Raw genomic sequence first — 18,433 nt, 5'->3', positions numbered from 1 at the left:
GCCTATCGTATGGCGCATGAGTGACGCGACCCCCAGCAGTGATTCCCCCGGCTTCGACGACATGACCCGCGACATCGCGGAGGTGCCCGCGGTCGAGGTGATCGTGACGGTCGCGGTCAATCTGATGAGCGCCGCCGCCGTGAAGCTCGGGCTGACCGAGGACGGCGACGAGCACAAGGACCTCGACGAGGCCCGCAAGCTGGTGCACGCGCTGGCCGGGCTGCTGGACGCCAGCGCCACCGAGATCAGCTCCTTCCACGCGGCCCCGCTGCGGGACGGCCTGAAGTCGCTGCAGCTCGCGTTCCGCGAGGCGTCGCTCGTGCCGGACGAGCCCGGTCAGGGCCCCGGCGAGAAGTACACCGGCCCCGTCTTCGGCTGAGTCCCCTCCCCGTTCCTGCTCCTTCGACGTGATCGAGCCCCCTGCCCGGGTGGGCAGGGGGCTCGATTGCGTCACGGCGCGATCAGCGCGTGAAGAGCGGCTCGCCCGGCGCGACGGCGTCGGCCGGCAGCAGCGCCAGGTCCAGGCCGCGCACCAGGCGGGCGCGCAGGACCTCGTCGGCCGCCAGCACTTCCGCGACCCGGCGGGCCGCTTCGGCGGGGTCGGTGCCGGGCGCGAGGACCAGGGCGAGGGTGCCGTCGGCCCGGCCGGGCCCGAGGTGGGCACGGAGCACCGAGGGCTCGCCGGCGACCGCGTTGCGCACCGCCGAGGTGACGGCGGGGTCGTCGAGCGGGTCGGCGCTGGTGCGGCCCTCAGCGAGAGCGAGCAGCGCGGAGCCGGTCAGCTCGAACGCGACCGGGCCGGCGAGATCGAGCACGACCGTGTCCGCCTTCTCGTGCGCGGCGGCCTGCAGCGCCTGGTGCAGGGGTACGGCGACGGGGCGTGCCTGCGGATCCCAGCGGGCCAGCGTGTCGGTCGAGGTGAAGGCGGGCAGGGCCCGACGGTCCCCGGCCTGGAGGGTGGGGACGGCCATGTCGCTGGTCTTCTCGCGACGCAGCCCGTTCTCGTCTTCTTCCACCTCCCCGAGCACGGCGACGACCGGGACGAGGAGCCGGGCTCCCTTGAGGGCTTCGAGTACCGGGCCGACGGCCTTGCGGTCCTGGGCCCAGGCGGCCAGGGCCGCCGCCAGTGCCGGGTCGGCCGTGCCGTCGTCGTCGGAGTATCCGGGGTCCGGAATGTTCTTCTGCGCCACGGGGCGAGCCTAGTGCCTGGGCCGTGCCGTCCCGCCGACAGGTCCGACCGTCCCGTCCGTGCGGGACGGCGGGTCAGCCCCGTGCGGTGACGAAGCCCCGGCCCCTGCCGCGCCAGAGCACCACGGCCAGGGCCAGCAGGACCGCTCCCAGACCGCCCGCGCCCGCCGCGAGCCAGCCCGCGGCGCCGTTCTCGTGCTGCTCGGGGGTGGGACCGGAGCCGAAGTAGCGCTTCCGGTAACCGGTCTCGGTGGATTCGGCGCGCAGACCGGCGGGGCGGACCGCGGCGCCGGCCTCGATCGCCGCGGCGGGGTCGACGATGCCGTACCCCCGGGCGTCGTCCCGGCCGGACGCCGGGGAGCTGCGGGCCGTGTCCGCGAGGAGCTTCTTGATCTGGGCGGGCGTCAGCCCCGGGTGCGCGGCACGGACCAGTGCGACGGCGCCGGAGACGAACGCGGAGGCGGCCGAGGTCCCCCACTCCACGTAGTACTGCCCGTCGGGCGCGGCGACGACGATGTCGACGCCGGGTGCGCTGACGGTGGCGTACCAGCGGCGGGTGGAGAACGCGGCGTGGGTGCCGTACCGGTCGACGGCGGCGACCGCGATCACGCCGGGGTAGGCGGCGGGGTACGAGATGTGGTCGCCCTTCTCGCCGCCGTTGCCCGCGGAGGCTACGACGACGGCCCCCTTCTTCAGCGCGTACTGGATGGCGGCGTCCTCGCCCGGGTCGGGGTGCGCGGACTTGCTGTCGTCGCCGAGCGAGAGGTTGATGACGTCGGCGCCGTGGTCGGCGGCCCAGCGGATGCCGTCGGCGAGGGCCGTGCCGCGTGACTTCCGGGCCCTGGCGCGGGCCGGGTCGGAGGCTTCGAGGATCACCCGGACCGGAAGGATCTTCACCTCGGGCGCGATGCCGAGCACCCCGTCGCTGCGCCCCGTTCCATGGCCGTGACCTGCGATGATGCCTGCCATCGCGGTGCCGTGGCGGGCCCAGGAGCGGTCGCCTCGGCCTGCGCCGAAGCCGATCATGTCCTTGCCGGGCAGTACTTGGCCGGACAGATCGGGCAGGTTGCCGTCGACCCCGGTGTCGACGACGGCGACGGTGATTCCCTTGCCCTTGGTGGTCCGCCACGCCTGGTCGGTGTGGAGCGCCTGGAGACCCCACTGCTGGTCCCGGATGGCATCGGCCCTGGCCGGTACGGCGGGCAGGAGCGCGAACGCGGTGGCGGCGCAGACCGCGCCCAGGGCGCGGTGGCGGCGGGTGCGACGGCTCATTCCGGTTTCTCCGTGAGGTCGGTGACGGTCCTGCGCAGACCACGCTCGATCCGGTCGGCGATGCCCTTGGCCTCGTGGCCGAGCCCGGCCTGGGCCGCGGCAGTCGTGGCGTCCGCGGCCATGGCACTGTCGACGGGCTGCGGGTCGGCGACGGTGCGCCCGTCGGCGAAGCCGGACACGGCGAACACGACGACTGGCACCTCGGTCAGTACGTGGACGGTCCAGCTGGCGCGCTGCCGGTCGCCGAATCCGGCGGCGACGGTGCCCTTGACGGGGTAGGTGCGGGGCATCAGGTCGGTGCGCCGGCCGAGGCGCTGGTCGGCGAAGCGGGTGCTCAGCGCCTTCATCGCCGCTTCGTCGCCCTCGGTGAAGATCACCCCGACCGTGGTGACGCTGCTGGCGGTGGCGTCGGTGTAGGTGGCCCGGAGCATGCGCTCGCAGCCGACCGGGCCGAGGATCCGGGCCAGCAGCGGGTCCAGGGCCTCCCGGCAGCCGCTGTCCGGGGCGACGGCGATCCGGGTCCAGACCCGGTCTGCGCCGCCGGGGCCCGCTCCGTCACCGGTCAGGGTGCGGGGGAAGAGGGTGTCCACGGGGACGTTGTGCCAGGCGGAGCGGCCCACGGTGTAGGCGCTGTGGGCGGCGGCGTCGGCCGAGGAGTCGCTGGTGAGCCAGGCGCCGGTGGCCGCGCCGCCGATCAGTCCGAGCCCGAGCACGACACAGGCCGCGGCGGCCGCGGTCCTGGCGGGGTGCCGGGTACGGATCGGGCGCAGCCGGGTGGTGGTCTCCGCTGGTGTCTCGGGAGGGGGAACGCGGTACGGCTGCGGCTGTTGGTAGGCGTGCGGGAAGGCGGGGGCCGACCCGCCCGGTGGCGGAACCGCTCCCGGGCGCGGGGTGAGGTCCACGGCGCCGACGGGCCGCCGTCGGGTCGCGGCGGGCGGCTGTTCGGGGCGCGGCGGCGCGGTGGCGGGAGGGGCCGCGACGGGCGGGACGGTCGCGGGCGGGGCCGTGCGGGGCGGGGTGGCGGGCACGTCGGGCGCGGGGGCCGGGGGTACCGGCCTCAGCCGGGCCGTGGTCTCCACGGGCGGGACGGCGGCCGCGGGCTCGGATGCGCTCCGGCTCGTCGGGACGGGCGCGCCCGTGGAGGTCGTCGCGGGTCCCTGCGCCGGGGGCGTCGGTGGCGGAGTCGTGGGGCGGGGCGGGACAGGAGCGCGCTGCGCCTCGGTACTCATCCGCCCCCCTGGTCCCGTTCCGTACCGCGCGCGGATCGACTTCACAGGCAGGCCCGTTGATTGCCGCGTGCCGTCACTCTACGGGGTGGGACGGCCCCGGCGGGAGCGGGCAGTTCCCCGCCCGGGACGATCTGCGCAGTTCATCCCCCTACCCAGCAGTACGGACGTCTGGCAAGCTGCGGCCATGACTGCCCGTGCCGCTGACCGGACCCGTTACAACCGGGCCACCGCCCATCTGGACGCCCCGATCGCCATAGTCGATCTCGACGCGTTCGACTCCAATGCCGACGATCTCGTCCGCCGGGCGGCCGGGAAGCCGATCCGGGTGGCGAGCAAGTCGGTTCGCTGCCGGACCCTGCTGGAGCGGGTGCTCGCGCGGCCCGGTTTCGCCGGGATCATGTCGTTCACGCTGGCGGAGTCGCTGTGGCTGGCGCGGGCCGGGTTCGAGGACGTACTGCTGGCCTATCCGTCGGCCGACCGGGCCGCCATCGCCGAGCTGGCCGCCGATCCGAAGCTGGCTGCCGCGGTGACGCTGATGGTCGACGACCACGCGCAGCTGGAGCTGATCGACGCGGCGCGGGCGGGCGGGCGCGAGGAGATCCGGGTCTGTCTGGAGCTGGACACCTCGCTCCAGCTGCTCGGCGGCCGGGTCAGGATCGGCGCCCTGCGTTCGCCGCTGCGCTCCCCCGCCCAACTGGCGGAGCTGGCACGCTCGGTGGCGCGGCGGCCGGGATTCCGGCTGGTGGGCCTGATGGCGTACGAGGGCCATATCGCCGGGGTCGGGGACTCCGTCGCGGGCAAGCCGCTGCGCTCCCGGGCGGTCCGGCTGATGCAGGCCGCGGGCCGCAGGGAGCTGGCCGTCCGGCGGGCCGAGGTGGTGCGCGCGGTACGGGCGGTGGCGCCGGACCTGGAGTTCGTGAACGGCGGCGGCACGGGCAGTGTGCAGCACACCGCGGCCGAGCGTGCGGTGACCGAGATCGCGGCCGGTTCGGGGCTCTACGTACCGAGGCTGTTCGACAACTACACGTCGTTCACGGCCCGTCCGGCGGCGCTGTTCGCCCAGCCCGTGGTGCGTCGGCCCGGCGTGGGGGTGGTGACGGTCCTCGGCGGCGGCTATCCGGCGTCCGGCCCGGCGGGCCCGGACCGGCTGCCCGTGCCGTATCTGCCGGAGGGGCTGCGCTACGACCCGCAGGAGGGGCCCGGCGAGGTGCAGACCCCGCTGCTCGGCGCCCCGGCCGACGATCTGCTGATCGGCGACAAGGTGTGGTTCCGGCACGCGAAGGCCGGTGAACTGTGCGAGCGCTTCGACGAGTTGCAGCTGATCGAGGGCGACCGGGTGACCGCGACGGTGCCGACGTACCGGGGCGAGGGCCGTACGTTCCTCTGAGCCGGACGGCCCGCCGGGCGGCCCGCCGGGCGGCCGCTCAGTGCTCGATCGAGCTGCCCGCGCCGCCGCTCGTCGCGCTGTCGCCGATCGGCCGGATCCCCTTGGTGATGGTGTCCATGAGCTGGAGCGGCGGTCCGTCGGGGCCCGCGTCGAAGGCGTACCGCACGATGATCAGCGACTCGCTGCCGGTCGGGGACGGGAAGACGAGCGACTGCACGTAACCACCGGGCCCCTTGGCCGTGTTGACCCGCCAGCGCACCTGGTAGCCGGCCCGTCCGGCGACGCTGACGGACCCGGAGTCGAGCACCTCGTGGGAGGTGATGCCGCCGTGGATCCGGTTGCCGACGATGTTCTTCTCGTAGGCGTTGTCGGCGGCGTTGGCGATGTCCTGCTCGGCGAGCTTCTCGGCGGAGGTGATGTCGGTGGCGCTCGCGACGCGGCTGGTGACCGTGGCGTGGTAGCAGAAGTCGGAGGAGCTGCCGGGGCAGTCGTAGGAGTCGACGGTACGCATGGTGAGGACCTGTTCGGCGGTCCTGGAGGGCTTCTCCCAGCCATCGGGGATCGGCAGGGTGATGCCGTTGAGCTGGTCGACGAGGACCTTCGGGTCGTCCTCGGCCGGTGAGCCGCCGGGCGACGGGGTGGCCGTGGCGGCGGTGGGCGACGGTGCGGAGACGCTCGGCCCGGCCTCGGGCCGCGTACCGTCGTCGTCCCTGCCGAGCAGGACGGCGCCGGTGACCGCGGCGCCCACGACGATCAGCCCGGCCACGGCGAGCGCGACGATGTTGGTGCTGCTCCGGCCGGATGCGGCGGAGCCGTTGCCGGATGCCGTGGCGATCGGCTCGGGCTGACCGAACGGCTGCGGCGCGGGCATCGCGACCGGCTCAGGCGGGCCGAACGCCTGCGGCGCGGCGGCCGGGCGGGTGTGCGCGGTCCACACCGTACCGTCCCACCAGCGGTCGGTGCCCGGTGTCGCGGCGTCCGGATACCAGCCGGGCGGTGTCGCGTTGCTCATCCCCACACCTTAGGGTTCGGCCACCGGCACCGACCCGTCGATTGTCGGACTGTCCAATTCGGCCGAAGACTTAAGCTGTGAAGCTTAAGGTGTGGGGTTCAACCATTACTGGCCGCCGTCGGCCTGGAAGGGGAACGGGGCGTGGCCGGGGAAAGCGAGTACACCGACCGCCTGATGCCCGTACTGCGGCCCGTCCGGGCGGGGAACGGCTTCGAGGAGGCGCTGGAGCAGATCCTCCAGGTGATCAGGCTCGGGCTGGTGCCGGGCGGTGGCCGGCTGCCGGCCGAGCGCGATCTCGCCGAGCTGCTGGGGATCAGCCGGGTCACCCTGCGCGAGGTGCTGAAGGTCCTCCAGGACCAGGGCCTGGTGGAGAGCAGGCGCGGCCGGTACGGCGGTACGTTCGTGCTGCGGCGCACCGGCAGCCCCGGCGAGGACGAGCTGCGCCGGAGGATCGCGTCCGTCGACATCGAGGACGTGCTGCGCTTCCGCGAGGTGCTGGAGGCCGGGGCGGCCGAGCTGTGCGCCGCGCAGGGGCTCGACGACGCGGGCGCGGACCGGCTGCGTGCCGCCCTGACGGCGACTCACGAGGCCCCGCTGCACGACTACCGCAGGCGCGACACCCTGCTCCATCTGACCCTGGCCGAACTCTCCGGGTCCGCGTCGCTGACCACGCAGTACGCGGCCGTCCGGGCCACCCTGAACGACCTGCTGGACTGCATACCGCTGCTGGTGCGCAACCTGGAGCATTCGCAGCACCAGCACACCAGCCTCGTCGAGGCGGTCCTCGACGGGGACGGGGAGGCCGCGCGCGCGGTCATGCGCGAGCACTGCGCGGGTACGGCCGCCCTGTTGCGCGGGTTCTTGACCTGAGTCGCGGATTCCCTGCCCGGGTGGGGAGGGTGCGGCGCCCGCCCTCCGGTGGACGTAAAGGTCTCCATCTCCACCATTGCGGCCGTGGGGGCCGTCTCAGGGAGCGACGTTCCCGAGCCTGCCTCGCAGCCATCGCAGCGCCGCCGCGCCCTGAGCCCCCTGGAAGGCCCGTAGCGTCGGGAGACCGGGCGGGGCCGGCTTCAGTGATCCCGCCACGAAGTAGCCGGTCAGCGCGGCGAGTACCGCCGTCACTCCCGCCGGGTCGGCGTCCCTGCCCAGCGGGTGGGCGGTGAAGACGGCCTCCGGGTCGGGGCCGCCCTGCGCCGCCACGCACGGCAGCATCGTCAGCAGGTCGAACCAGGGAGCGGCGCGCAGCGCGTGGGGCCAGTCGACGAAGACCACCCGGTCGTCGGTGAGCAGGATGTTGTCGGCCCGCAGGTCGCTGTGGGCGAGGCTGTCCCCGGTGGCCGGTTCCGCCCAGCCCGACTCCAGTTCCGCGAGCAGGGCGAGGTTGCGCGCCGCCCACGGGTCGAGGCGGTCTGTGTCCCCGTCGGCCAGCAGGGCCCGCCAGCCGCTGAACATCCCGGCCTTGCGGTCGGCCGCGGCAGGTGCGTCGATCGGTGCCGGGGTCAGGGCCGCGCCCAGTTCGCCGACCGCCGTCAGAACCCGGTCCAGCTCGGTGGCGTCCCAGGGGACGCGGGGCTGACGGCCGTCGATGTCCTGGAGGACGAGGGCGACCCGTGTGCCGTCGTCGTACGAACCGAACAACCGGGGCGCCGGGATGCCGGGCGGGAGCGCCGCGGTGTTGCGGGCCTCGGCGCGGTGCAGGTCGGGGCTGCCGGGGTTCGTCTCGGCGCTCACCGCCTTGACGAAGGCGCGCCGGCCGTCCGCGAGGCGGACCCGGGCGGCGACCCCCGGCGAGAACCCGCCGCTCTGGCTGCGCGCCTCGACGACCCGGCCGCCGAGGATGTCCTCGACGGCGTCGCGGACGGGTGCGGGGAGGTCGGCCCAGTGGTGCCGGACTCCGGTGGCGGGTGGAGCGATCACGTTCATCCGCGCATTCTTCGTCACGGAGCGGGGCGCCCGCCAGCGCTTTCACCAGCGTTTTCGCCGGGGCGCGAGGGGCCGGGCATGGGGGCCAGGACGTGAGGACCCGGGGGTCTCAGGTGTCCCGTCCCGTCAGTGACAGCAGGTCGCGGGCCGGGCCCGTCGGACGGTGGCCCGAGGGCCAGACCGCGCGCAGCTGGCGCCGCAGGCGTACTCCGGCGACCGGGACCTTGACCAGCCGGCGCGAGGACAGTTCCTCGCCGAGCGCCAGTTCGCTCAGGACGCACGGCCCGGCGCCGCTCTCCGCCGCCCCCTTCACCGCGGTCGTGGAGGAGAGTTCGAGCAGCGGCTGGGCGAGACCGCCGTGCACGGCGAGGGCCGCGTCCAGGACCTGGCGGGTGCCGGAGCCGTGTTCGCGCAGGATCAGCGGGGTCGCGGCCAGTTCCTGCGGGGTGAGGGGGGCCGGGCGGCGGGCCCAGGCATGGGACGGGGCGACCACGACGACGAGGCGGTCGTGGGCGATGACCGTGCCGTCGAGCCCTTCCGGCACGGAGAGGCCCTCCACGAATCCGAGGTCGGCCTCGCCGACCAGGAGCCGGCCCGCCACCGCCGCCGAGTTTCCGGCCAGCAGCGAGACCGCCGTGTCCGGCCGTTCGGCGCGCAGCGCTATCAGCCAGCCGGGCAGCAGGTATTCGGCGATGGTCATGGAGGCGGCGACCCGCAGCCTGGAGTCCCGCCGGTCGCGCAGCGCCTGCGCGCCCGCGTCGAACGCCTCGGCAGCCTCGATGATCCGACGCGCCCAGTCGGTGACCAGCGCGCCCGCGTCGGTGAGCCGGGAGCCGCGCGGTGAACGGTCCAGCAGGGCGACGCCGAGCTGGCGTTCCATGGACCGGATCCGACTGCTGGCGGCGGGCTGGGTGACACCGACGTCACGGGCCGCGCGCCCCAGGCTGCCGTGCCGGGCCACGGCGAGCAGGAGTTCCAGCGCTCCGAGGTCGGGGATGCGGTGGGAGAGGGAGACATGCGCTTCACCGGCCATAAAGCCACCTTATGACCTCATAGAGACGGACTCCCTGGTGGGGCCCGGCCCCCGCCGCGAAAATCGTGGCATGGCCACCTTTCCGCAGACCCAGCAGACGCGACAGACGCAGCAGGCACCTCGGACGCAGCAGACCCGGCAGGCGCAGCGGTCCTCGACCCCCCTTCCGGCCGCCGAGCGGCTGCCCGCCCTGCGATACCTCGGCCCCAACTGGTACGCGGCCGTGATGGGCACCTCGATCGTCGCGAGCGCGGGCGTCGCGCTGCCGGTGGACGTTCCGGGGCTGCGGGCCGCCTGCACGGTGGTGTGGGTGCTCGCGGTGGTCGCGCTCGCCGCGGTGCTCGCGGCTCGGACCGGGCACTGGATCGCCCACCGCGACCAGGCCCGCAACCATCTGCTCGACCCGGCCGTCGCCCCGTTCTACGGCTGTCTGTCGATGGCCCTGCTCGCGGTCGGCGGTTCGACGATGGTGGTCGGCCAGGATCTGATCGGGCACCGGGCGGCGCTCGCCCTGGACGTGGTGCTCTACTCGGCGGGCACGCTGATCGGGCTGGCCGCCGCGGTCGCGATCCCGTATCTGATGGTCGTACGCCACCGGATCGAGCCCGGCAACGCGTCACCGGTGTGGCTGCTTCCGGTGGTGGCGCCGATGGTCTCCGCGGCTCTCGGTCCGCTGCTCGTGCCGGAGCTGCCGGCCGGGCAGTGGCAGGAGGCGATGCTGCTGGCCTGCTACGCGATGTTCGGTCTGAGTCTGCTGGCCACGCTGGTGATGCTGCCGCTGATCTTCGCCCGGCTCGTCCACCAGGGGCCGCTGCCGCTCGCGCTGACCCCCACGCTGTTCCTGGTCCTCGGCCCGCTGGGCCAGTCGACGACCGCGGTCAATCAGCTCGCCGATGTGGCACGGGGTGCGATCGGGGAACCGTACGCCTCGGGGCTCGAAGTGTTCGCCGTGCTGTACGGGGTGCCGGTGATGGGATTCGCGCTGCTGTGGCTGGCGCTGGCCGTCGCGATGGTGGTGCGGGCGGCGCGCAACGGCATGACCTTCGGCATGACGTGGTGGGGCTTCACCTTCCCCATCGGTACGTGTGTCACCGGCGCCGCCGGTCTGGCCCGGCACACCGGGCTCACCGCGTACACCTGGCTGGCCGTCGCGCTGTACGTGCTGCTGGTGACGGCCTGGGCGGTGGCCGGGGTGCGGACGCTGCGCGGGCTGTTCAGCGGAGCGCTGCTCGCAGCACCGCAGGCGCCCGCACCAGTGAAGGCCCGTACCACGTGAGGTACCGCCCGTCGACGAGTGCGGCGGGCAGTGCGGGGAAGGCCTCGGGCCCGTCGTCGGCGGTGAAGCGGTACGGCTCGTCGGGCAGGACCACCAGATCGGCGCCCACCGCACCGAGCACGTCGAGCGGGATGCGGGGGTAGCGCTCGGCGTGGCCGGCGTACACGTTCTCGACGCCGAGCCGGGCCAGCAGGTCTCCGGCGAAGGTGTCACGGCCCAGCACCATCCAGGGCCTGCGCCAGATCGGGATGATCGCGCGGCGGGGCGCACGGGGCGGCGGCAGGGCGGCCCAGGCCGCCTCGGCCTCGTCCAGCCAGCGCGGCCTGGCCAGACCGCAGGCGGTGACCAGGACCCGGTCCAGTTCCTCGAAGGCCTGGTCGAGGGTGCGGATCTCCGTGACGAGCACCTCGGTCCCGGCGGCCCGGAGCGCCGCGAGGTCGGGCTCGCGGTTCTCCTCCTCGTTGGCGACGACCAGATCGGGCCCGAGCGCGAGAACGGCCGGAACATCGGGATTCTTGGTGCCGCCGATCCGGGCCGCGGCCAGCCCGGCCGGGTGGGTGCACCAGTCGGTGGCGCCGACCAGCAGGCCGGGCGCCGTGACGGCGACGGCCTCGGTGAGCGAGGGGACCAGGGAGACGACGCGCACGACGGTCCCCTCTCAGCGGCGCGGGTCGTAGGTGGCGTCGATGTGCTCGGCGACCGCGACGACCAGCAGTCTCGTGCCGGGCACGGTGGCCCGCCAGCGGTGCCGCACCCCGCCGGACAGGAAGAGGGTGTCACCCTGCTCCAGCCGGTACGCCTGCCCCTCGGCCTCCACCTCGGCGGCGCCCCGCACCACGTACATCACCTCGTCGTTGCGGTGCTGGAACTCGCGCGCGAGGTCGATCTCCCCGGTGAACTCCAGGGCGCTGAGCTGGTGGCGTCCGCGCACCACCCTGCGTACGCCGTCGTGCTCGGCCGCCCGTACGACATCGACGGCGCGTGCCGAGTCCGCGGCGGCGCGCAGTCGTGCCGTGGTGGTCTCCAGGGCTTCGGCGACCCGGTCCAGGGACCGGGCGCTGGGCCGGGCCCGCTCGTTCTCGATCTGGCTGAGGAACGGCACGGACAGACCACTGCGGTCGGCGACCGCGGCCAGCGTGAGCCCCAGGGTTCTGCGCCTTCGGCGGACCGCGGCGCCCACGCGGAGTGCTTCCTTCTCGTCCATGTCCTGCTCCCTCCCGACTCGCCATCCTTCCGGCTGCCAGCACATTACGCACACGGTTGCGCAAGGTCGGCCGGATGACGAAGGTCCGAAAACCCCGAAAGGGCGGGCCCGCCGACGGCGGTGCCCACCCTTTCCGGTCCTTCGGAACCTGCGGGAAGTCCTCGGGAAGCCCTACTGCGGAGCCATCTTGTCCGCGATGCCCGGGTTCTTCCCCATCCAGACCTTCACGGCCTCTTCCTCGTGCCCCGCGCCGTGCTTCTGGATCTGGTTCTCCAGACCGGCGAGCTGGTCCTCGCTCAGCTTGAAGTCCTTGAACCACTTCGTCAGCTGCGGGTAGTTCTTCGGGAACTCCTTGGACGCGATGGTGTGCAGCCGGTCACCGTCGCCGAAGGCCTTCTCGGGGTCCTTCAGCTTGGTCATGCCGTACTCGCTGTACGCCCAGTGCGGGGTCCAGAGCAGCACCGCGATGGGCTCCTTCTTGGCGTACGCGCGCTTCAGCTCGGCGAGCATGCCGGGCGTCGAGGAGTCGACGACCTTGTACTCCTTGTCCAGGCCGTAGGCCGGCAGCACGTTCGTCTTGAGGTTCTCCATCGTGGCGGTGCCCGGCTCGATGCCGACGATCCGGCCCTTGAACTGCGAGCCCTTGCCCTTGAGATCGGCGAGGGACTTGACGTCCTTCACGTAGGAGGGCACCGCGACCTCGATGGACGTCGGGCCGTACCACGAACCGAGGTCGCTCAGCTGCGTGCCGTACTTCTCCCAGTAGTTCTTCTGGGTGTACGGCAGCCAGCCGTCGAACTGCACGTCGATCTGGCCGCGCGACATCGCGGTGTACATCGGGCCGACCTCGAACTGCTTGAGGTTGATCTTGTAGCCGCGCTCCTCCAGGACGGCCTTCCACAGGTACGTGGCGGCGATGTCCTCCTCCCAGGGGAACCAGGCCATCTCGACGGGGCGGTCGCGCTCGTCCTTGCCGTTCGCACCCTTGGCCGGGGCGGCCTTGGCGACCGGGGTCCACTTGTCGGCGACGCCCGGGTTGGCCTTCAGCCAGGTGCGGACCGCCTCCTGCTCCTTGCCGGCGCCGGACTTCTGGATCTGCGCCTCGAGGCTGGTGAGCTGGCCCTCGGTCATCTTGAAGTTCTTGAGCCAGCTGCCGACCTCGGGGTTGTCGGCGGAGAAGCCCTTGCGGGCCAGGGTGTGGATGCCGTCGCCCTTGCCCCAGAGGTTCTTGGGGTCCTTGAGCTTGGTGAGCTCGAACTGGTTGTAGGCCCAGTGCGGCGACCAGAGCGGAACGACGATCGGTTCCTTCTTGGCGTACGCGCGCTTCAGCTCGGCCAGCATCGACGGCGTGGACCCGTCGACGACCTTGTACTCCTTGTCCAGGCCGTAGCCCGGCAGGATCTTGTCCTTGAGCAGGCCCATCTCACCGGCGCTCGGCTCGATGCCGACGATCCGGTCCTTGAACTGCGAGCCCTTGCCCTTGAGGTCGGCGAGGGACTCGACGTCCTTCATGTACGAGGGGACGGCCAGCTCCAGCGAGGTGGGGCCGTACCAGGAGCCCATGTCCTCCAGGCGGTCCTGGTACTTCTTCCAGTAGCTGGCGTGGGTGACCGGGAGCCAGGAGTCGGTCTCGAAGTCGATCTGGCCGTTGGCCATACCGGTGTAGAGCGCGCCGGCCTCGTACTGCTTGACGTCGACCTCGAAGCCGCGCCGTTCCAGCATCTCCTTCCAGAGGAAGGTGGAGGCGATGCCCTCGTCCCACGGGATGTAACCCATGCTGATCTTCTTGCCCGCGCCGATGTCCGAACCCTCGGCGGTGTTCTTGGCATCGTCCGGGCCGGAGGAGCCGAAGATGCCCAGGGCGCCCGCGACGAGCGCGAGGACGACGACGCCGGAGATCGCGACGACGGGCTGCGGGCGGTGGTTCCAGATCTTGAAGCCGCCGGCCATCGCCTGCGCCTTGGCGAGCGCGCGGCGGGCGAGCGGGGAGACCTCGCGGCCGAGCGCGCCGGTCATCCGGTCCAGGTACATCGCCACGATGACGATGGAGATGCCCGCCTCGAAGCCGAGGCCGACGTCCACGTTGCCGATGGCGCGGTAGACGGCGCCGCCGAGGCCGCCGCCGCCGACCATGCCGGCGATGACCACCATGGACAGGCCCAGCATGATGACCTGGTTGATGCCCGCCATGATCGTGGGCAGGGCGAGCGGCAGCTGGACCCGCAGCAGGGTGTTGCGCTTGGTGGTACCGAAGGCCTCGGCCGCCTCGACGAGTTCGCCGTCGACCTGGCGGATGCCGAGCTCGGTCATCCGGACGCCCGGGGGCAGCGAGAAGATGATGGTGGCGATGATGCCGGGCACCACGCCGACGCCGAAGAAGATGACGCCGGGGATCAGATAGACCATGGCGGGCATGGTCTGCATGAAGTCCAGGACCGGCCGGGTCACCGCGCTGACGGTCTTGGAGCGGGACGCCCAGATGCCCAGCGGTACGGCCAGCACCAGCGCGATGATGGTGGCGACGAGCACCAGGGTGAGGGTGTCCATCGCCTCGTCCCACAGCTCGACGGAGTCGATGACGGCGAAGCCCACGAAGGCGAGCACACCGGCGAGCAGACCGCGCAGCCACCAGGCGATGACCGCGACGATGCCCGCGAAGAGCAGCGGGGCGGGGGCGGAGAGAACGGCGGCTATGCCGTCGAACATGTTGCTGACTATGGAGCTGATCGCGTCGAACAGCCAGGCGAGATGGGTCTGGAGCCAGTCGACGGCGGAGTCGACCCAGTCACCGAGAGGAAGCCTAAACACTGGCCACCTTCTTCGTGAGGGTCGTGCTGGTCCGGACGTCCTTCGGGGCCTCGGCGGGGGTCATCGGCTCACCGAGGACGGCGAGCAGCCGGGCGCGCGGGACGACGCCGATGAGCTTGCCCTCGGCGTCGGTCACGGCGACGGCGACCCCGCTCTGCGAGCAGGGCGTGAAGAGCTCGATGATCGGCGTGGACTCGGTGACGGTGGCCGGGGCGGCCGCGAGCACGTCGGCGGCGGTGCGCAGCTCCTTGCCCTCGTCCGTGCTGGTGCCCATGACGGTGTGCGGTTCGGCCATGATGGCGCCCGCGGTCAGCACCCGGGTCCGGTCGACGTCCTGGGTGAAGGAGGCGACGTAGTCGTTGGCCGGAGTGACGAGGATGTCCTCGGCGGTACCGAGCTGGACGATCTTCCCGTCGCGCATCACGGCGATGCGGTCGCCGAGGCGCATGGCCTCGTTGAGGTCGTGGGTGATGAAGACGATGGTCTTCTTCAACCGCTTCTGCAGTTCGAGCAGCTGGTCCTGCATGTCGCGGCGGATCAGCGGGTCGAGCGCGCTGAAGGACTCGTCCATCAGCAGCAGGTCGGCGTCGGTGGCCAGGGCGCGGGCCAGGCCGACACGCTGCTGCATACCGCCGGACAGCTCGTCGGGCCAGGACTTCTCCCAGCCGGCCAGGCCGGTCAGCTCCAGGGCCTCGGCGGCGCGCTTCTCGCGCTCGGCGCGGGGCACGCCCTGCACTTCCAGGCCGTACGCGGCGTTCTCCAGCACACTGCGGTGAGGGAAGAGCGCGAAGTGCTGGAACACCATGCTGATCTTGGTGGACCGGACGTGGCGCAGCTCGGCGGGGCTCAGGGCGGTCAGGTCCTGGCCGTCGAACAGCACGCGCCCGGCAGTGGGCTCCAGGAGTCCGTTGAGCATGCGCAGCAACGTGGACTTCCCGGACCCGGACAGACCCATCACGACGAAGATCTGTCCCGGCTCCACGGTGAACGAGGCGTCGATCACCGCTGCGGTCGTTCCGTCGGCGCGCAGCTCGTCGCGGTCTGCGCCGCCTTCGAGCTTCTGCACGGCTTGATCGGGTCGTCTGCCGAACACTTTGTACAAGCGTTCAGCTTGCAGCCTTGACACATACACCTCGCGGGTTGAACCGAAAAACGGTCTGCCAACCCCCTCCGGCAGACCGTGGAGCGGCGCGGATTCGGCCCGCATGGCACGTGCACTGGTTGAAACCGGTACGTGATCCGCTCCGGCTGCGCGCCTGCCCCCGCTTACACATAACAAACACAAGAGTGATCCAGGTCACGTCTGAGCGATGATCGCCGTTGCCCGCTCCTTCACTCCGAGGTCACCCGGAGTCACCCGGAGTCTTCTGCGCCCGGTGTCCGGGGCGGCCGGTGTCAGTGGGGTGCGGCATCATCGGGGTGTGACGCGACGCCTGATGCTCCTCGACACCGCTTCCCTCTACTACCGCGCCTACTTCGGGGTCCCCGACTCGGTGCGCGCCCCGGACGGGACACCGGTCAACGCCGTGCGCGGGCTGCTCGACTTCATCGGGCGCCTGGTGCAGGACCACCGGCCGGACGACCTGGTCGCCTGCATGGACGCGGACTGGCGGCCCCACTGGCGGGTCGAGCTGATCCCGACGTACAAGGCGCACCGGGTCGCGGTGGAGACCGCCGAGGGGCTGCCCGACGAGGAGGAGACCCCCGACACGCTGGCCCCGCAGGTGCCGGTCATCGAGGACGTGCTCGACGCGCTCGGCATCGCCCGCGTCGGCGTCGCGGACTACGAGGCGGACGATGTGATCGGCACGCTCACCGGCCTGGCCACCGGCCCCGTGGACATCGTCACCGGCGACCGGGATCTCTATCAGCTGGTCGACGACGCGCGCGGGGTCCGGGTGCTCTACCCGCTGAAGGGGGTCGGCTCGCTCCAGCTGACCGACGAGGCGTGGCTGCGGGAGAAGTACGGCGTGGACGGCTCCGGCTACGTCGATCTCGCGCTGCTGCGCGGCGACCCCAGCGACGGGCTGCCGGGCGTCCCGGGCATCGGCGAGAAGACCGCTGCGAAGCTGCTGGACGCCTTCGGTGACCTGGCCGGGATCATGGCCGCCGTCGACGACCCGAAGGCCAAGCTGACGCCGTCGCAGCGCAAGCGGCTCGACGAGGCGCGGGACTACGTGGCCGTCGCGCCGAAGGTGGTCCGGGTCGCCGGTGACGTACCACTGCCGGAATTCGACCCCACGCTGCCCGCCGGGCCGCGCGATCCCGCCGCCCTGGAAGCCCTCGCCAAGCGATGGGGACTGGGCGGAGCGGTGCAGCGCCTGCTCTCCACTCTCCGGGACTGAGGTGCTAGCTTAGGTAAGCCTAAGCAATCGGAGCAGGGAGAACCTCGTGGCAGAACGACCGGCGCGGCAGGCACCCCAGGCACAGGGGGCCGAGGTGCTGCGCACCGAGCGGATCACCCCGCACATGGTGCGCGTGGTGCTCGGCGGTGAGGGCCTCGCCGGCTTCGAGCTCGCCGGGTTCACCGACCACTACGTCAAACTCTGCTTCGCCCCCGAGGGCGCCGACTACGCGCACCCCTTCGACATGGCCCGCATCCGCGAGGAGCAGCCGCGCGAACTGTGGCCCACGACCCGAACGTACACGGTGCGTTCCTGGGATCCGGCCACCCGTGAGCTGGCGATCGACTTCGTGGTCCACGGCGACGAGGGCCTCGCCGGGCCCTGGGCGCTGCGGGCGGCCCCGGGCGACCAGGTGACCTTCCTCGGTCCTGGCGGCGGCTACGGCCCTGACGCCTCGGCGGACTGGCACCTGCTGGCGGGCGACGAGAGCGCGCTGCCGGCCGTCGCGGCGGCCCTGGAGCGGATGCCGGCGGGTGCGGTGGCGCACGCGTTCATCGAGGTGGCGGACGCCGCCGAGGAGCAGAAGATCGTGACGCCGGACGGTGTCGAGGTGACCTGGCTGCACCGCGGGGAGCGCCCGGTCGGCGAGGCGCTGACCGCCGCGGTCAAGGAGCTGGAGTTCCCGGCGGGCGAGGTCCAGGCATTCATCCACGGCGAGGCGGGCTTCGTGAAGGAGATCCGCCGCCATCTGCGCCTGGAGCGCGGGATCCCGCTCTCCCGGCTGTCGATATCGGGCTACTGGCGGCTCGGCCAGAACGACGACGCCTGGCGCTCGGTCAAGCGCGAGTGGAACGCACAGGTGGAGCGCGAGCAGGAAGGCACCGCGTAACACCGGATCGCACAGGTATGCCCCGGCCCCCGGCCGGGGCATACCCGCGTCCGGGCCCCCGGCTCACCCACCGGCGCCCGGCACCTCCGTGCCTTCCCCACCGTCGCCGGCCGGGCCACCCTCCGCGCCCTCGCCGCCCCGACCGCGTGCCCCTCCGTCCCCGTCATAGGCGCGCGCGGACGCGTCCACATGCGCGAGCCGTCGCAGCGCGCTGAACATCGCCTCGCCCAGCACCGTGCCCACCACCACGCTCTCCACCAGGTCCTCGCGCGCCACCCGCCGCCCCACGTAGTCGAGGTCGGCCCGCGCGACCGGTTCGGCGGCGGCCGCGTAATCGTCGAGCAGCTCGACGAAGCCTCCGTGCCCTGCCCGCCGCAGCGCGACGATCACCCCGGCCAGGGACTCGCCCGCCGGACCGTGCGCCTCGACCCGCCAGCCCCGCCGCTCCACCAGCTCCGCCACCTCGTCGCGGGCATCCTCCAGTTCGGGCCCCGCCTCGTCCTCGTTCAGCGGGGTGAGGCGCTTCGCCGCGGCGCTCAGCACCTTGTGCACCGGCTGCGCCGGGTCCTCGACCACCCGCAGCACATCGCCGATGGCGGCCAGCGAGAGCCCGCCAACATCCAGCAGGGCGCGGATCAGCCGCAGCCTGCGCTCGTGCCCGGAGTCGTAACTCGCCTGGTTCGGACTGGTCAACTGCCCTGCCGGCAGCAGCCCTTCACGTACATAGAACTTGATCGTCGGTACCGGGACCCCGGACCTGCTGCTCAACTCGCCGATGCGCACCGCGTGTTCTTCCTTCCGCGCTTGCCGACTTCCGCGCTTGCCAATCCCCCGACCCATCATAGATAGTTCCACTATCGGATAGCG

General features: G+C 72.5%; 17 protein-coding genes. 6 read left to right on the top strand and 11 right to left on the bottom strand.

The annotated features are described in order from the left end of the window. The first annotated feature begins 16 nt into the window (after positions 1-16). On the top strand, positions 17-379 hold the full coding sequence (locus tag OG842_RS31700) for a DUF1844 domain-containing protein (protein ID WP_266736012.1): 363 nt from the start codon (positions 17-19) through the stop codon (positions 377-379). A gap of 82 nt (positions 380-461) precedes the next feature. Here OG842_RS31700 and OG842_RS31695 read toward each other — a convergent pair whose 3' ends face one another. The 3 genes from OG842_RS31695 to OG842_RS31685 form a co-directional block, all read right to left on the bottom strand. Next, on the bottom strand, positions 462-1,190 hold the full coding sequence (locus OG842_RS31695) for an SseB family protein (RefSeq protein ID WP_266736014.1): 729 nt from the start codon (positions 1,188-1,190) through the stop codon (positions 462-464). Positions 1,191-1,263: 73 nt separating this feature from the next. Further along, positions 1,264-2,460 (bottom strand): type VII secretion-associated serine protease mycosin, encoded by a 1,197-nt coding sequence (mycP, locus tag OG842_RS31690; RefSeq protein ID WP_266736015.1) that lies wholly within the window; start codon positions 2,458-2,460, stop codon positions 1,264-1,266. Then, a complete protein-coding gene (locus OG842_RS31685; protein WP_266737316.1) occupies positions 2,457-3,362 on the bottom strand; it encodes a hypothetical protein in 906 nt (301 codons plus the stop codon). Before OG842_RS31685 ends, mycP begins: the two co-directional genes overlap by 4 nt. Before the next feature lie 511 nt (positions 3,363-3,873). On the opposite strand from OG842_RS31685, the gene OG842_RS31680 reads away from it, so the two are divergent. Next, positions 3,874-5,076, top strand: coding sequence for an amino acid deaminase/aldolase (locus OG842_RS31680; RefSeq protein ID WP_266736017.1), 1,203 nt, complete (start codon positions 3,874-3,876; stop codon positions 5,074-5,076). A 37-nt stretch (positions 5,077-5,113) separates the two neighbouring features. Here OG842_RS31680 and OG842_RS31675 read toward each other — a convergent pair whose 3' ends face one another. Continuing rightward, a complete protein-coding gene (locus OG842_RS31675) occupies positions 5,114-6,088 on the bottom strand; it encodes a DUF2510 domain-containing protein (protein ID WP_266736019.1) in 975 nt (324 codons plus the stop codon). A gap of 174 nt (positions 6,089-6,262) precedes the next feature. Here OG842_RS31675 and OG842_RS31670 point away from each other — a divergent pair, with 174 nt between their 5' ends. Then, complete coding sequence (locus OG842_RS31670; RefSeq protein WP_266737317.1) at positions 6,263-6,958, top strand: FadR/GntR family transcriptional regulator; 696 nt, start codon at positions 6,263-6,265, stop codon at positions 6,956-6,958. Positions 6,959-7,054: 96 nt separating this feature from the next. Here the strand turns inward: OG842_RS31670 and OG842_RS31665 are convergent, their stop codons facing one another. Next, the gene (locus OG842_RS31665) at positions 7,055-8,011 is read right to left on the bottom strand and encodes a phosphotransferase family protein (RefSeq protein ID WP_266736020.1); all 957 of its coding nucleotides are present in this window, start codon (positions 8,009-8,011) and stop codon (positions 7,055-7,057) included. Positions 8,012-8,120: 109 nt separating this feature from the next. Continuing rightward, entirely contained in the window at positions 8,121-9,044 is a 924-nt protein-coding gene (locus OG842_RS31660; protein WP_266736021.1) for a LysR family transcriptional regulator, read from the bottom strand. 70 nt (positions 9,045-9,114) lie between these two features. Here OG842_RS31660 and OG842_RS31655 point away from each other — a divergent pair, with 70 nt between their 5' ends. After that, positions 9,115-10,320 carry a TDT family transporter gene (locus OG842_RS31655; protein ID WP_266736022.1) on the top strand — a complete coding sequence of 402 codons (1,206 nt, stop codon included), beginning with the start codon at positions 9,115-9,117 and terminating at the stop codon, positions 10,318-10,320. On the opposite strand, the gene OG842_RS31650 is transcribed toward OG842_RS31655, so the two are convergent. From OG842_RS31650 to OG842_RS31635, 4 genes are all read right to left on the bottom strand, one after another. Beyond that, positions 10,259-10,966, bottom strand: a complete 708-nt coding sequence (locus OG842_RS31650) for a helical backbone metal receptor (protein WP_266736023.1) — start codon at positions 10,964-10,966, stop codon at positions 10,259-10,261. The genes OG842_RS31655 and OG842_RS31650 overlap by 62 nt on opposite strands. Positions 10,967-10,978: 12 nt before the next feature. Then, positions 10,979-11,524, bottom strand: coding sequence for a helix-turn-helix domain-containing protein (locus OG842_RS31645; protein ID WP_266736024.1), 546 nt, complete (start codon positions 11,522-11,524; stop codon positions 10,979-10,981). A 171-nt stretch (positions 11,525-11,695) separates the two neighbouring features. Further along, positions 11,696-14,332 carry an ABC transporter permease/substrate binding protein gene (locus OG842_RS31640; protein WP_266736025.1) on the bottom strand — a complete coding sequence of 879 codons (2,637 nt, stop codon included), beginning with the start codon at positions 14,330-14,332 and terminating at the stop codon, positions 11,696-11,698. Beyond that, complete coding sequence (locus OG842_RS31635; protein ID WP_266736026.1) at positions 14,325-15,398, bottom strand: quaternary amine ABC transporter ATP-binding protein; 1,074 nt, start codon at positions 15,396-15,398, stop codon at positions 14,325-14,327. Before OG842_RS31635 ends, OG842_RS31640 begins: the two co-directional genes overlap by 8 nt. 370 nt (positions 15,399-15,768) lie before the next feature. Here OG842_RS31635 and OG842_RS31630 point away from each other — a divergent pair, with 370 nt between their 5' ends. Together OG842_RS31630 and OG842_RS31625 are read left to right on the top strand one after the other, a co-directional pair. Further along, positions 15,769-16,677 (top strand): 5'-3' exonuclease, encoded by a 909-nt coding sequence (locus OG842_RS31630; protein ID WP_266737319.1) that lies wholly within the window; start codon positions 15,769-15,771, stop codon positions 16,675-16,677. A 46-nt stretch (positions 16,678-16,723) separates the two neighbouring features. Continuing rightward, positions 16,724-17,566 carry a siderophore-interacting protein gene (locus OG842_RS31625; protein ID WP_266736027.1) on the top strand — a complete coding sequence of 281 codons (843 nt, stop codon included), beginning with the start codon at positions 16,724-16,726 and terminating at the stop codon, positions 17,564-17,566. A gap of 63 nt (positions 17,567-17,629) precedes the next feature. On the opposite strand, the gene OG842_RS31620 is transcribed toward OG842_RS31625, so the two are convergent. After that, positions 17,630-18,349, bottom strand: a complete 720-nt coding sequence (locus tag OG842_RS31620) for a MerR family transcriptional regulator (RefSeq protein WP_266736029.1) — start codon at positions 18,347-18,349, stop codon at positions 17,630-17,632. Between the last annotated feature and the right edge of the window lie 84 nt (positions 18,350-18,433).

It is taken from the genome of Streptomyces sp. NBC_00376, from assembly GCF_036077095.1.
GTDB lineage: Bacteria > Actinomycetota > Actinomycetes > Streptomycetales > Streptomycetaceae > Streptomyces.
Note: the sequence above shows the minus strand (reverse complement) of the source record. Positions and strands in the feature narration are given on the sequence as shown.